Genomic DNA, 14,356 nt, shown 5'->3' with positions numbered 1-14,356 from the left:
ATCAGCCCAACTGGCGGACGATGTGGGGGCCAAGCGCGCTGGCCAAGCGCAGCGGCAGCCGCTGCCAGGCCCGGATCAGCCACCGGTAGCGCGGATTGAGCGGATGGTTGGCCGGCGGACGGCGCGCGCGGTGCAGCTGGTACTCGTAGTGCAGCGGCTGGGGTGCGAAACCCCAGTTCTTCTTGAAGTCGTAGGAACCCGTGCCGGCCTTGCTGCGCCCGAAGTCGAACCAGACGCTGCCGCGTTCGCACGCCTGGCGCATCACTTCCCAATACATATAGTCGTTGGCGGCCAGCGCACGGGCGGCCGGGCCGCCGCCAGCGTAATAGGGCAGGATCTCGTCGCGGAACCGGAAACTGAGCACGCCGCTGACGGCGCGCCCGTCGTGCTCGATGCACATCACTTCGCAATCGGCGCCAAATTCCTGCCGCAGCAGGCGCAGGTAGCGACGGCTGAACACGGGCGTGCCGAGCCGGTGGACGCTCGCCGCGTAGAGCGCATGGAAGCGCTCCGTGTCGTCATCGAAACAGCTGCGCAGCCCCGCCGCCGCGCCTTTGCGCACCATGGCGCGCTGCTTGCGGGGGATGGCCAGCAGGTTCGCCTCGGGTTCCGGTCGCAGCCGCTTGCGGAAGGTGTGGTACAGCTGGCTGCGCGGCCAGTCCGGATGACGCGGCGCCAGCTGGCGGTATTCGAGATAGTCGACGCCGAGACGGGCTGCCAGCTGCTGGGCCGCCGCGTCCAGCGCGGCGCCCGCCACGTCGTCCATCGCGGCGATCCCGCCGTACACGCAAAACGGCAGCGAAGCCAGGCTGTTGCCGAACAGGGGACTGCGGATCTGGGCCAGCGGCAGGATGGCCCGCAGCACGCCATCCGATTCGGCGTACAGGAACCACACGGGGTGGCCGAACGCCTGTTCGATCACGTTCTTCCAGCCGGCGCGGTGAAAGAACGTGGCCTCGGGGCAAGCCAGCACAAAGCGGTCCCAGCGTTCGGCGTCGGCCGCGCCCATCAGGCCGACGATGGGCGGCGCGGCTATGTGGGGCGGACGATCCGGTGTCATGGCTGCTCCAGAAAAATGGCATCCATCCTGTCCCAGGTGAAATCGCGCAGCAGGCGGACGATGCGGGCCTCCATGCGTTCCAGGTTCAGATAGTGCCGGAAGCGGGTGGACCAGCCTATCCCGTGCTGGCGGGGCTGGCCGGGGTCCAGCTCCCACGGGTGGAAATAGAATATCCCAGCCTGTCCGTCGCGCGAATTGATGCGCCGCAAAGCCCAGCGCGAACAGCGGTAGGGGTAGAGGCGGAAATAGCCACCGCCGCCGGCAGGCACATTGTGGCCGGCCAGCCGCACCGTGCTGACTGGCAGCTCCAGCAAGCCGGCCGGGCCGTCCGGATGGTGGGCGAAACGCGGCGCGGCGGGACAACCGTAGTGGTCGTGCCGGATCGGATACAGGCTGGAACTGTAGCGGTAGCCGGCCGCCAGCAGGCTGTCGTGGGCCCAGGGGCTGCCGGGGCCGATGGAAAAGCTGGGCGCCCGGTAGCCCAGGACCGGCCGGCCCGTCAGTTGCTCCAGTAAATCCTTGCTGCGGCCGACATCGTGCTTGAATTCGGCCTGGCTCATGCCGCTCACGCGCGCGTGCGCGTAGCCATGGCTGGCCAGCTCGTGTCCGCCGGCGGCGATGCGCCGCACCAGGGCCGGGTAGCGCTCGGCCACCCAGCCCAGGGTGAAGAAGGTGGCGTGGCACGCCGCGCCATCGAGCAGGGCGAGGATGCGGTCCACGTTCGCTTCGACCCGGCACGGCAGACGGTCCCAGCTGTCGCGCGCGATGTGCGCCGCGAAGGCCGAGACATGGAAGTAATCCTCCACGTCGATGGTCAGCGCGTTGCGGCGGGCCGGTGGGGCGGCGCGGGTCACGGGGCACGCTCGCGCCGTTGCGCCAGCCACTGGGCCACGACGGCCGCGATGCGGGGCGCGGCCTGGCCATCCCAGTGGCGCGGCACCCGGCCCGCCTTGCCGCCGTAGTGCAGGATGTCGTCGCACAGGGCCAGGATGACGGCCGGGTCGCGGCCGGCGAGGGCGTTGGTGCCTTCGCTGATGGTGATCGGGCGTTCGGTGTTCTCGCGCAGGGTCAGGCAGGGGATGCCCAGTGCCGTCGTCTCCTCCTGGATGCCGCCGGAATCGGTCAGCACCATGCGCGCGCCGCGCGTCAGGCCCACCATGTCGAGGTAGCCGAGCGGCGGCAGGCAGGCCAGCCGGGGCTGGTCGAGCAGTCCGGCCAGGCCGAATTGTCCGACCCTGGCGCGGGTGCGCGGGTGCAGCGGGAACAGCACGGGCAGCCTGGCGCTCAGACGGCCCGCCGCCTCCAGCAGGGCGCGCAGCCGGCGCGGATCGTCCACGTTGCCGGGCCGGTGCAGCGTCAGCAGCGCGTACGGCGCGCCGGACGGGACGAAGCCGGCCAGGTTGTGGCGGGCCAGCACCTGCTCCAGCCCGGGCGCGGACGGCAACAGGCGCAGCAGCGTGTCTATCATCACGTTGCCGACAAAGTGGATGCGGGTGCCGGCGATGCCTTCACGCAGCAGGTTGTCGGCGGCGCCGGCCTCGGTGGTGAACAGCAGTTCGGACAACTGGTCGGTCAGCACCCGGTTGATCTCCTCGGGCATGGCCCGGTCGAAGCTGCGCAGACCGGCCTCCACGTGCAGCACAGGGATGTTGCGCTTGGCGGCCACGAGCGCGCAGGCCAGCGTGGAGTTGACATCGCCCACCACCACGACGGCGTCCGGCGCCTGTCGTTCCAGCACGGCGTCGAAGCGGCGCATGACCTCGGCCGTCTGCACGGCATGGTTGGCTGACCCCACGTCGAGCGCGATGTCGGGCGGCGGCAAGTCCAGCGCGGCGAAGAACTGGGCGTTCATGTCGGCGTCGTAGTGCTGGCCGGTATGGAGCAGCGTCAGGGTGGGCGGGGGATCGAGCTGGCGCAGGGCGGCCAGCACGGGCGCCATCTTCATCAGGTTGGGCCGGGCGGCGACGACGCACAGCAAGTGCGGCGCGGGTGGCGATGCGACGGGCATGGTGCTCGGCTCCTCTCAGAACAACAGGATCAGCGCCGCGCTGGCGGCGTTCTCGCGGAAGTCGCCGCCGGCGTTGCTGCCATGGCGCGTGTGGCGCACGTCCAGCGTGGCCGTCAGCCTCGGCTGCAACTGGCGCGTCAGATTGAGGTTGACGCTGTCGTTGCGGTCCGTGCGGCCCGTGTCCAGCGCATAGGCGACGCTGCGGCTGCCGGCGAGGCCAAGGCTGTCGCGCGGCGAGATCTGCCAGGTCCAGCCGGCCTGCACGGTGCGCTGGCGCGTGCGTTCGTCCAGCGCGAGCTGGCCGGGCGGCAACAGCGGACTGTCGATCGCGCTGTTGGTCTGGCTGGTGCGGCGGGTGCTGTTCAGCGCGATCGCCAGCGTGCTGCGCGGCCCGGACCAGACCGCCGCGCCGTTCCATTGCTTCTGCAGGAAATACTGGTGGCTGAAGTAGTTGACGCTACCGGCGTACGGTCCCAGCAGTTGAGACAGGCGCAGAAAGGCGGTAACGGTCCGTAGCCGCAACTGGGGATCGGGGATCCGGTTGGCCCACAATTGGTACAGGAAGTTGCCCACCGTGTCGGGCTGCAGGCGCTGGAACTGGGCCGAGGTGGTGGTGATGTCCTCATCGTAATTGAGGGTCCAGACCATGGTGCGCAGACGGTGTTGCAGGGCCAGGCTGTGGGTCTGGCCAAAATAGCGGCGACCGAGGCTGGCCGAGGCGCTGGTGCGCTCCGACGGCTGCCAGCTGGCGCCGACCGACCAGTAACGTCCGCGCGGGGCCGTGTCGAGCGCCTGGTAGTCGGCCCGCTCATAGCCGACCGTGCCGGACATCATCAGCACGGCGTCGAGCGGCACGCGCACGGTGGCGGCCGCGTCATTGTTGGTGACCGGCGTGGTCACCGGGTCGCGGGTGGTGCGGCGGTCCGCGCTGAGCAGCCATTGCGAGCCGCGCCCGCCATTGTCGCCATTCACGGTCAGGCGCAGGTCGCCGCTGTCGACGTCGTACAGGCTGTCGCTGCGCACGTGTTCGCGCGCGTAGCGCAGTTCAGCCGTCGCCAGGCCGCGGAAATAGTGCCGGAGCATGGGGGCGACGCTGTAGGTGCGGGTGGATGTTGCGTTGGCGCTGCGCTGGCCCGGATCCGTGATCTGGGGGCCGAATGCCGAGATGTTCTGCTGGCCGATGGCGGCGCGCGCGTCCATGGACAGCCATTCCGGCCACAGCTCGGCGTGGCCGCCGGCGTCGAGCAGTTGCGTGCGGCGGGCCGGCCCGACCGTGCTGCGCCGTTCCTGCAGCGTATAGTCGAGCCGCAGCGACAGCCGGGGGCCGCTCGCCGCGATCGCGATGCCGGGGGCCAGCTCGCTGGTCCAGGCGGCGCGGGCGGCCGCCTGCGGGCTGAGGTCGACGTTGTCCGAATAGGTCTCGGCCATGCGCAGGCTGGGCGAAATGGTCCAGTCGGCGGGAATGGCGCTGGCCGGGACCACCAGCACCACCACCGCCCACGGCCATGGGCGGCCGCGCCACACGCCGCTAATCATAATAACCATAGTATTGGCCGCCAGGAAATTCCTTGGTCTTGTTGTAGATCAGGTTGACGTGCGGACATTGCTCGACGCGCCGCAGCGCTTCCTGCACCGCGTGCTGGGTGGTGGTTTCCGCCTCCACCACCATCACGATCTGGCCCATCTGGGCCGCCAGCACGCTGGCCTCGGTGGTGATGAGCAGCGGCGGCGAATCGAAGATGACGATCCGGTCCGCGTAGCGTTCGGCGATATCGGTCAGCAGCGCGCTCATGCTGCGGCTGGCCAGCAGTTCCGTCGCGTGCTGATAGGGCCGCCCGGCCGGCAGCAGGCTGAGCGTGGGGACGTTGGTGCGCAGTATCACCTCCGGCAGCCCGAGCTGGTCGTCGCGGAGGATGTCCATCAAGCCTGGCGCCGGCCCCAGCCCCAGCACTTTGAGCACCGATGGACGGGCCACGTCGGCATCGACCAGCAGCACGGTGATGTCCATCTCCATGGCGATGCTCATGGCCAGGTTGACGGCGCAATAGGTCTTGCCCTCGCCGGGCAGGGCGCTGGTGACAATGATCAGGTTGCCATGGCGGATCGCCGCCGCGCCCGATTCCGCGCGGGCGTTGTGCAGCAGGGGGCGCTTGATGATGCGGAAGTCCTCGGCCACGGTGGTGCGGCCGCTGTCCTGGGTGATCATGCCCATCTGGCTCAGGCGGGCGAGGTTGATGTCCACCTGGCGGTGGATGCCGGTGGCGGTGGCGGAGGCGGAGGCGGTGTCGGCGGAGGCGGGGTCGGTGTTCATCATGGCCAGGGTTCCCTTAAATCTTGAGCAGCGTGGCGGCCATCACGCCGCCATAGGCCAGCAGCAGGACGCCCAGCGCGCCGCCGAACACATATTGCTCGCGCCGGCGCTGGCGCTTGCCCGCCTCCGTCCAGTTCATCGACACGGTGCCGAGCACGGGCAGGCCGGTCTGCTGCCGCAGTTCCGCCGGACTGAGGAAGGTGGGCCGGATCTGACTGATCAGCAGCGCCGCCGCGTTGCCCATGAGGATGGCGCCCGCGAGCACGGCGCTGTACAGCAGCACACGGTTGGGGCCGACCGGCGTGACGGGGATGGTGGGCGGGTCGATGATCTTGAAGGTCATCATGTCGGTCGTGGTGCTCAGGTCGCCGGACAGCTTGGCCGCCTCGCGCCGGCCGATCAGCTTTTCATAGTTGTCCTTGTTGATCAGGTAGTCGCGGTTGAGCTGGGCCAGTTGCGACTCCACCTCCGGCACCGCGTTGGCCTGCGATTGCAGCCGGGCGCTGCGGGCCTCATACTCGCGCACCCGGGCCTTGATCGACGCCACGCGCGCCTCGGCGTCCGTCAGCGACACTTTGAGCTGCTGCAGCATGGGGCTGTAGTTCTTGCCGGGGTCGCTGCTGGCCGCGCGCAGCTTGCTCTCCTCGACCTTGCGCGCCTCGAGCTGGGCCACCAGGCGCTTGGCGGCCACGATGTCCGGGTATTGCTCCGTGTATTGCATGCGTAGCGCGTCCAGGTTCTTGTTGAGCACGGCGATCCTGGCGTCGATCTCGGGATTGGCGATGGCGGACGGATCGAGGTCGGCGCCCAGGATGGGCTCGTCGCCACTGATCTGGCTGCTGATGGCGTTGCGCGCCTGTTCCGCCTCGGCCAGCTCCAGCTTGGCGCTGTTGAGCGCGTCGGCCGCCATCAGCAGTTGCGCGCCATAGTCGCCCCCTTCGCGCGGCAGCAGCACGTTGTGCTTGAGCTTGAACTCCTTGACCGAATTCTCCGCCGCCACCAGCTTGTCCTCGTAGGTCTTGATCTGTTCGTCGATGAACTGCACGGCCTTCTGGGACTCGCCCCGTTTGCCGCCCAGACTGCCCTCGACGAAGATCGTCAACAGCGACTGCACCACGTCGCGCACCAGGCGCGGATTCTTGTTGTTGTAGCTGATGGTGTAGATGTCGAAGGTGCCGGTGCCGCCGATCTTGATCCTGCTCATCAACTCGTCGAGTTGCCGCTCATGCTCGCGCGGCGTGCTGGCGCCCAGGTCCAGGTCCACCATGCGCATCACGCGCTCCACGTTGGGCCGGCTCAGCAGCGTGCGGCTCATGATGGCCACTTGCTGTTCCACGTTGGGCACGCTGGTCATGCCGGCCAGCAGCGGCTTCAGGATGCTCTGGGTGTCGACGAACACGCGCGCCGTGGTCTGGTAGTCATCGGGCAGGCTGGCCACCTTGGCCCAGCCCAGCAAGGCCACCAGCCACATGATGACCAACGCCTGCCAGCGATATTTCCATATCCCCTTCAGGCTGGATAGCAGCTGGCTGATCAATTCCTGCATGGTCCAGACTCTCCACGGCGGGTTCGCTTAGGTAAGCGCGGCAAGGCCTTGCTCTTGAGAGCGAATTATAGGGTTGACCCCGCGGCCTGATTTTCGAACCTGCGCCGTGCTTGAGGCACATCAACGGCACAGGGCGGTGTTTTCTGAATCATAGACACGGTGGGGGCGCCGGCTGGTCGGCGCCCCGTCATGAGGAGAAAACTGATGTCCATACGTCTACGCGGCGCCGGCTGGGCGCTGCCGCTTGTGCTGGCCAGCGTGCTCGTCTCGGGCGGCTGCGCGCACCGCCCGCCCGCGCCGCCGGCGGCCGCGCCGGCACTGGGCGACTACGTGATCGGCGCCGGGGACATGCTGAACATCAATGTGTGGCGCAATCCGGAAGTGTCGCTCAGCGTGCCGGTGCGCCCGGACGGCAAGGTCACCACGCCGCTGGTGGAGGACATGCAGGCGGCGGGCAAGACCTCGACCCAGCTGGCGCGCGACGTGGAAAAGGCGCTGGAGAAATACATCCAGCAGCCGATGGTGACCGTCATCGTCACCGGCTTCGTCGGGCCGTACTCGCAGCAGATACGGGTGATAGGACAGGCGGCCAGGCCGCAGGCCTTGCCCTACCGCCAGGGCATGTCGCTGATGGACGTGCTGATCGCCGTCGGCGGCGTGACGGACTTTGCCGCCGGCAACAAGGCCAGCATCATCCGCGTGGTGGATGGGCGACAGACGAGCCTGCCTGTGCGCCTGCAGGACCTGGTGCGCGATGGCGACATCTCGGCCAACGTGGCCATGCGCCCCGGCGACGTGCTGGTGATCCCCGAAAGCCTGTTCTAGGGGGCAATGGGCGCAAGCAAGGATAGAGCGGCGCAGAAATTATTTTGCAGTAGTTGCGGAACTTTTCTTTTGCACAGGCGGTCAGAAGTGTACGAGCCCCCGCTCCACGGACGGGGGCGCACTGACCAAGGGGGATGCCATCGTGCAAGAAGACGACACCATTATTTCCTTCGACGCCATATCCGGTCTGCGTGACCTGGTGGTGGGCGAGGGCCGCGCCAGCGACGCGCCGGACAACCAGATCGACCAGCAGACGTTCCATATCCGCATGGCCAATTCACAGGGCCGGCGCGAAGCGGCCAGCCTGCTATTGCGCAAGATGTACGGATGGCGCGGCTACGCCGTCGATCCTGGCGCCAGCCATGCGCTCAACAAGATCACGCTGTTCGCGGAGACGGAGGGCCAGACGGTGGGCACGATGTCGCTGTGCCTGGACTGCGCCGAGGTCGGGCTGCCCGCCGACGAGAATTTTGGCGATGTGCTCGATGAACTGCGCGCCCAGCAACGGCGCCTGTGCGAACCGTCGCGGCTGGCGATCGACAAAGGGGTGTCCAAGCGCGTGTTCGCCGCGCTGATCCACATCTCCTACATCTACGCCCACAATATCCACGGCTATACCGACTACGTCATCGAAGTCAATCCGCGCCACGTGATGTTCTACAAGCGCATGCTCGGCTTTCGCGATTTTGGCGGCGAACGGCCGTGCACGCGGGTGGGCGCCCCGGCCGTGCTGCTGCGGCTGGATCTGGCCCACATGGGCGAACAGATCCGCAAGTTCGGCGGGCTGATGGAGCAGCCGACCAGCGAGCGCTCGTTCTATCCCTATTTCTTCCCCACCGGGGACGAGCCCGGGATCACGGCCCGCCTCATCCAGGGACGGACCTGATGGCTAGCGATGCGGGCCCGGCCCGCGCAGGTAGTTGACGGGGATGGCATACGTGATCCCGCTCGGCGCCGTGATGGCCGTCTCCTTCAGCCCTTTCACAAACACCATGTTGATGACGCCATAGACGAGGCCCGTCTCGGTGTCGTACAGCGGACTGCCGCTGTTGCCGGGGTAGGCCGTGCCGTCGAGCTGAAAGATCGGGTAGGCTTGCCGTTGCAGATGGCTGGCCAGGCGCGCGTCCAGCTTGCCGGAACTGACGGGCGGCGTGGCCACGGGCGTGATGGCGGACACCATGCCCCGGTGCGTGACGGGATGCAAGCCCAGCACCATGCCCAGCGGGAAGCCGGTGAAGGCAAGCTGCTTCCCCTCCGACACCGTGCTGGAGTCGCCGAGCCGCATGGCCGGCAGCGGCGGGCCGGCCATGCGGAGCTGGGCCAGGTCATGTTCCTGGTCGAGCGTCGTGACGGTGGCGGCGCGGAACTGGGCGCTGTCCGCCTGGCCGACCAGCACGCCCAGGACCTGGCCGGCTTCGGGGTCGCGTAATTCCTGCAGCACGTGGGCCGCCGTGACGACGGTGAGGCCGTCGCCGATCACAAAGCCGGTGCCGACGAAGGTGACGGGCGGCGTGCGCAGCCTGCGGTAGCTGCCGATGCCGACGATGGACGGCTTGGCCTGGGCAATCACTTGCTCCAGTCCCACGCCGCGCGCGCCGGCACAGGCCAGCACCAGACAGACCGACAGCAGCCACCGTCTCATATCGCCCCCAAGGCCGGCTGAGCCGGCCGCAATACCGATGCGCACATGAGCAGCATCGACAACAGCGCGATCCGGGGCACGTCGAGCAGGCTGTCGAACAGGCCGACGGCGTGGAAGGCTGTCAGCGACGCCAGCCAGACCGCCGCCGCGCGCTCGCCCTGCAACATGCGCCGCAGCAAGTCCGCCGCCACCGCCAGCGTCAAAGCGGCGTAGGCGGTCATGCCCAGCGCGCCCAGTTCAAAGTACAGGTTGAGTGCCATATTCTTGATGTGCCAGGGTAGATGGTGGCGGTCGCTGCTGAAGAACCAGTAATCGTTGCCTTCGGTGAAGGAGCCGTTGCGCACTTGCTCGCGCTCGGTGATGGCGTCGCGCACGCTGACGTTGTCGACGTCCAGCGTGCCGTCCTGGCCTTCGGCGGCGATCTCCAGTTGCACCGGCGCGCGCCAATAGGGCGGGCCACGCCCCAGCGGGGCGGAGTTGACGACGAATTGATAATGGCGCCAGCGGTCGCCATGCGGCAGCATGGGCAAGGGCGTGGCCGTGCACTGTTGCGGATACAGCAATTGACGTGCGCACAGGTTGACGTGCAGGTAGGCCGGCGATCCCGGATTGCGCACGTCCAGCTGCACCGCGTACGGGGTCCACGGCTGGACCGCGACCCGTTGCAATATCCGCAGGCGCTCGCCATAGCCATGCGCATAGGCCGGCGCGCGCAATTGCAGGTAGCGGTTGTTGCGCTCGTCCACGTAGCGGTAGCTGGGCGGCTGCTCGCGGCCGGGATTGTGCCAGAAGTAAGTGGCCGGAAAGGTCCCCAGGCCCATCCCGATCCACGGCGCCCATGGATCGGCTTCCATCATGAGCAAGGTGTGGTGCCAGTGCAGCAAGCGCCGCTGGAAATCCCCGCCCGTGCTGCTGAAGCGCGCGCGCACATAGTCGCTGTTAAAGATGGGAACGGCCAATCCGATCAACAGCAGGCCGGCGAGCGCCTGACGCGGCTGAAACGGCGGCATCCGCCGGGCCGGTGCCGGCGCCGCCGGCATGGTCTGCATGCGCGTCAGGCCGGGGTGGCAAGACAGCGCGGTGCCGGCGGCCGCGGCCGCCAACATCAGCGCCAGTCCGCGATAACCGTGTGACAGGAATAGCAGCTGGCACACGCACACCAGCGCGCCCGCGCCGGCCAGCGTGAGGACGAGCCCGCGCCGGCCCAGGGTGCCGCCGCGGCGTGGCGGCCCGGCCAACAATATCAACAGGGCCAGCGCCAGCGCCGCGTACAGGCCGCGCGAAAACGTCGTCAGGCTCGTGTAGGCGGTGCCGGCCAGCAGCGGCAGTGCGATCCACCACGCCTGCCGTCCCCACCGTCGACCAAGGGGGAAGGCGAGCAAGGGCGCGCACATGGCCAGATAGCCATCGAGCGCGGCGCCGCCCGTGTGCATGGCGGAGAACGGCGCGGTGATCCGGTAGTCGCTGGAGAAGTCGGTCAGCCCGGGAAACCACGCGCGCTCGCGCACGGCGGCCAGCACCACGCACGACAGGCCCGCCAGCATGCCCGGAATCAGGTACCGCGTCAGGCCTTGCAAGCGGGCGCCGGCCGTGCGCCGCAACGGCATCCAGAGCAGCAGCGCCCAGCCCCAAGCCTTACCGACACGCACGGCATTGTAGGGGCTGAGGTAGTTATTGAACGCGTTCACGTCCGGCGCAGGCCACGGACGGGCGCCGCGCCAGACGCCAACTGCCCAGGCCAGCGCCAACAGCAGCAGGCAGGCGGTGACACCTGCGGGCAGGCGCGGAAGTGCCCGACGCGTCATGTCGTCCGTTCCAAGGCGTTCGACGCTCGCGTAGCTGACCATGACGGTCAGCAGCAGCAGCAGGTCGCTTTCGTCGAGGAAGAACCAGCCGGTGACGGGCGCCAGATCGACGGCCGGCAGCAGCATCGGCAACAACAGCAGCCACAGGCGGGGACGCCAGCAGAGCGCGGCGCCGTAGCCCAGCAAGATGGGCGCCAGCCAGCTGCGTTCAAGCGGAAAGACGGCGAGCGCCGCCGCCAGGCCGGCACCGGCCAACGCGGCGACCATCCAGTGGGGCCGGAGGCGCACGGGCTACCACCTGGCCAGCAAGGCCTGGACTTCCGGCCTGCGACCGAAGTCCTTGTGGGCCAGCAGCTGCTCAAATTGCGCCCGCGCCTCCTGCCGTCTGCCTGCGCCCGCCAGCACGACCGCATAGTGATAGCGTATCTCGAGCGACGCGGGGGCCGCCGCGGTGGCCTGTTCCAGCAGTGTCAGCGCGCGGGCGGACTGTCCCTGGTCTTTCAGTATCCAGGCCAGCGTATCGAGGACGGCGGCGTTGTGCGGGGCCAGCCGGAAGGCGCGTTCCGCGAACACGGCAGCGCGCGGGTCACGCTGCTGCTGGCAAACCCATGCCAGATTGTTCAGGGCCAGAATGTTGCCGGGGTCTTGCTGGACGACCTGATCGAACTGGGTGAGGGCGCCGGCGTAGTCCTTGTCCGCCAACAAGCCCAGTGCCAGGCGCATGCGCACGGCCTGGTCGCGCGGATGGTCGCGCAGCCAGCTGGTCATGCCGGCCAGGGCTGCGGCCGTGTGGCCGGCCAGGCGTTGGGCGTCGTGGATGGCGATCACCAGCGCGCCCGATGGCGCAAGCGCAAAGCCGCGCTGATAGGCGCGCAAGGCGGCGGCCGCCTGCTTTTGCTGCATCAGCATGTCCCCTTCGAGCCGATAGGACAGGGCCGAGTCGGGATGTTGTCGCCGCATGGCATGGACGACGTCGAGCGCGGCGCCATAGGCTTGCTCACGGATGTGCAGCCCGGCCAGCATGGCCTGGGCCTGCGGAAAGTCCGGTTGCAGTGCGATGGCCCGTTGCAGGCTGCGTATGGCCGGGGCCGTGTGTTGGAGGCCCAGCTCCGCGCTGGCGATGCTGACTTGCACGGCCGCGTTGCGCGGTTGCAGCAGCGCCAGCTTGTTCCAGTTGTCGAGCGCGGCCTGGCCGTCGCCCGCCGCCGCCTGCGCGTCGGCCAGCAAGCGCAGCACGTCGGGCTGGTCGGGAAAGGTGGCCTGCAGCTTCTGCGCGATGAGCAAGCCTTGCTGCGCCGCGCCATATTGCAGATGAAACCGGGCCAGCACGATCGCCGCTTGCGGCCCGTCCGGGGTGGCGCCGGCGGCCCGCTCGAACCAGCCTCGCGCCGCCGCCAGCTGCCCCTCCACCAGCGCCAGCCTGCCCAGCGCCGTCATCAGTCCGGCGTTGTTCTTGTCGCTGGCCAGGGCCGCCTCCAGACGCCGCCGTGCCTGCCCGGGTTGATGCTCATATAAGTCCAGCTGCGTCAGGTTGTCGAGCGCCGCCTGGCTGTGCGGGTCGTGCGACAGGGCGTGCGTGAAGCTGGCGCGCGCGCCCGCCATGTCCTTCCTCGCGAGCAGGACGCCGCCCCTGAGGTTGTCGATCAGCACATTGTCGCCCTGGTGTTGTTCCATCCTCGCGATGGCGGCCAGGGCCAGATCCGTCTTGCCGTCGCGCAGTTGCGCCAGCACCAGCAACAGGCCCGGCCGGGGATTGGCCGCCTCCATGGTGGCAGCACGCTCCAGTTCGCCGAGCGCGGCGGCCGTGTCGCCCTGCGCCATGCGGCTCAGGCCCAGCGCCGCGTGCAATTGCGCGGATTCGGGCGCTAGGGCGCTGGCCCGTTCGTACAAGGCGCTCGCCTTCCCATATTGCTTGAGCTGCGCGTACGCCTCGCCCGCCACGGCCAGCGTAGCCGGATCGTCCTGCGCGGCGCTCAGCACGGGGGCGAGCAGGCGCAGCGCCTCGTCGGCACGGCCGTTGCGCACCGCGATGCCGGCCAGCAGACGCGTCGCGTAGCGCTGGCCGGGATAGGCGTCGAGGAAGCGCCGCAGATGTTGTTCGGCCTGGGGCAGGGCGCCCCGCGCCAGTTCGATCGCGCCCATCAGCAGGATGCTGGGCATGTGGTCGGGCGCTGCGCGCAACACCAGCTGCAACTGCTCCTGGGCCGCGGCCAGCTTACGCTCCCGGAAGTCCAGCAGCGCTTGCTGGTAGGCCAGTTGGGGGCTGCCGGGCGCCATCTTGCGGGCGGCCGCCAGCTCCGTGCGGGCCTGCGCCAGCTGCCCGGATTGCAGGTGGAGCGCGGCGATGTCGATGCGCGCCTGCACCAATTGCGGCCGCAGCTTCGCGGCCTGACGCAAGGCCGTCAGGGCGGCGTCGAAGTTGCCCTGCGCCTGTAGCAGCTCGCCGCGCACGCGGTAGGCATCGGGTTCGTCCGGCGCGGCGGCGATCGCGCGGTCGGCCAGTGACAGGGCCGCCTCGGGCCGGTGTTCGCGCTGGGCGATCCGGGCCAGGCCGAGCAGCGCGGCCGGGTCGGACGGCTGGCGCACCAGCAGTTGTTCGAACACCGCGCGCGCCGGGTCCAGCCGTTGCAGGCCCAGCAAGGCGTCGCCGCGCACCGCCTGCTGGCGTGGCCGCCCCGGCTCGTCGGGCACGCGTTGCAGCGCCTCCTCGTAATGCCCCTGGCCGACCATCGCACGGCCCAGCAGTGGCAACACGTCGCCCGGTGGCATCCGCAGTTGCGCCGCGCGCTGCAATTCCTTCTCGGCGGAGACGGGATCGCCCACTTCCAGATACAAACGCCCCAGCTGCAGGCGGGCCGCGCCGTTGCGCGGATCGTGCTGCAACACGTTCTTAAGCTGGATGATGGCCGACCTGGGTTCGCCCTTAGCCTGGTAGGCGCGGGCCTCCGCCAGCAACGCGGCATCGTCCTTCAGCCGGCCACAGCCGGCCAGGACGGCCGGCAACAGCAGCAGCGCCAGCGGCACAAGCGACACCGCGGCCGCTTTCCTCAGGCGGGATGGCAAACCGGACATGACGATCTCCTGCGGACGTGTCCAGCTAGGGTAGAAAGTTTGACCGCGGCGGTCCTTGAGTGCGCGCAAACGTGCGCGCGATGACGG

At 68.8% G+C, this 14,356-nt stretch carries 11 protein-coding genes; 2 read left to right on the top strand and 9 right to left on the bottom strand.

The window, feature by feature from the left end; all coding sequences use genetic code 11:
- Position 1: 1 nt before the first annotated feature.
- From AC1RQG_RS18720 to AC1RQG_RS18695, 6 genes are read right to left on the bottom strand one after another with little or no spacing between them, the layout of a single operon-like run.
- Positions 2–1,060 (bottom strand): FemAB family XrtA/PEP-CTERM system-associated protein, encoded by a 1,059-nt coding sequence (locus AC1RQG_RS18720; RefSeq protein WP_493133496.1) that lies wholly within the window; start codon positions 1,058–1,060, stop codon positions 2–4.
- Positions 1,057–1,914: an XrtA system polysaccharide deacetylase gene (locus AC1RQG_RS18715; RefSeq protein ID WP_493133495.1), complete on the bottom strand. Its 858-nt coding sequence runs from the start codon at positions 1,912–1,914 to the stop codon at positions 1,057–1,059. Before AC1RQG_RS18715 ends, AC1RQG_RS18720 begins: the two co-directional genes overlap by 4 nt.
- A complete protein-coding gene (wecB, locus tag AC1RQG_RS18710; protein WP_493133494.1) occupies positions 1,911–3,068 on the bottom strand; it encodes a non-hydrolyzing UDP-N-acetylglucosamine 2-epimerase in 1,158 nt (385 codons plus the stop codon). Before wecB ends, AC1RQG_RS18715 begins: the two co-directional genes overlap by 4 nt.
- 15 nt (positions 3,069–3,083) lie before the next feature.
- A complete protein-coding gene (locus AC1RQG_RS18705) occupies positions 3,084–4,613 on the bottom strand; it encodes a TIGR03016 family PEP-CTERM system-associated outer membrane protein (RefSeq protein ID WP_493133493.1) in 1,530 nt (509 codons plus the stop codon).
- Positions 4,597–5,382 carry an XrtA-associated tyrosine autokinase gene (locus tag AC1RQG_RS18700; protein WP_493133492.1) on the bottom strand — a complete coding sequence of 262 codons (786 nt, stop codon included), beginning with the start codon at positions 5,380–5,382 and terminating at the stop codon, positions 4,597–4,599. Before AC1RQG_RS18700 ends, AC1RQG_RS18705 begins: the two co-directional genes overlap by 17 nt.
- A gap of 13 nt (positions 5,383–5,395) precedes the next feature.
- The gene (locus AC1RQG_RS18695; protein ID WP_493133491.1) at positions 5,396–6,925 is read right to left on the bottom strand and encodes an XrtA system polysaccharide chain length determinant; all 1,530 of its coding nucleotides are present in this window, start codon (positions 6,923–6,925) and stop codon (positions 5,396–5,398) included.
- 204 nt (positions 6,926–7,129) lie between these two features.
- On the opposite strand from AC1RQG_RS18695, the gene AC1RQG_RS18690 reads away from it, so the two are divergent.
- Complete coding sequence (locus AC1RQG_RS18690) at positions 7,130–7,750, top strand: XrtA/PEP-CTERM system exopolysaccharide export protein (RefSeq protein ID WP_493133490.1); 621 nt, start codon at positions 7,130–7,132, stop codon at positions 7,748–7,750.
- A gap of 142 nt (positions 7,751–7,892) precedes the next feature.
- On the top strand, positions 7,893–8,636 hold the full coding sequence (locus tag AC1RQG_RS18685; RefSeq protein WP_493133489.1) for an N-acyl amino acid synthase FeeM domain-containing protein: 744 nt from the start codon (positions 7,893–7,895) through the stop codon (positions 8,634–8,636).
- Positions 8,637–8,639: 3 nt separating this feature from the next.
- Here AC1RQG_RS18685 and AC1RQG_RS18680 read toward each other — a convergent pair whose 3' ends face one another.
- The 3 genes from AC1RQG_RS18680 to prsT are packed head-to-tail and all read right to left on the bottom strand — an operon-like array spanning position 8,640 to position 14,269.
- Positions 8,640–9,392 carry a S1 family peptidase gene (locus AC1RQG_RS18680; protein ID WP_493133488.1) on the bottom strand — a complete coding sequence of 251 codons (753 nt, stop codon included), beginning with the start codon at positions 9,390–9,392 and terminating at the stop codon, positions 8,640–8,642.
- Complete coding sequence (locus AC1RQG_RS18675) at positions 9,389–11,485, bottom strand: hypothetical protein (protein WP_493133487.1); 2,097 nt, start codon at positions 11,483–11,485, stop codon at positions 9,389–9,391. Before AC1RQG_RS18675 ends, AC1RQG_RS18680 begins: the two co-directional genes overlap by 4 nt.
- Positions 11,486–11,488: 3 nt before the next feature.
- Positions 11,489–14,269 carry an XrtA/PEP-CTERM system TPR-repeat protein PrsT gene (gene prsT / locus AC1RQG_RS18670; RefSeq protein ID WP_493133486.1) on the bottom strand — a complete coding sequence of 927 codons (2,781 nt, stop codon included), beginning with the start codon at positions 14,267–14,269 and terminating at the stop codon, positions 11,489–11,491.
- Positions 14,270–14,356: the final 87 nt, after the last annotated feature.

This window comes from Rugamonas sp. GW822-FHT03B10, from assembly GCF_058801745.1.
The sequence above is the reverse complement of the archived record's forward strand: the minus strand, read 5'-3'. Positions and strand labels throughout refer to the sequence as shown.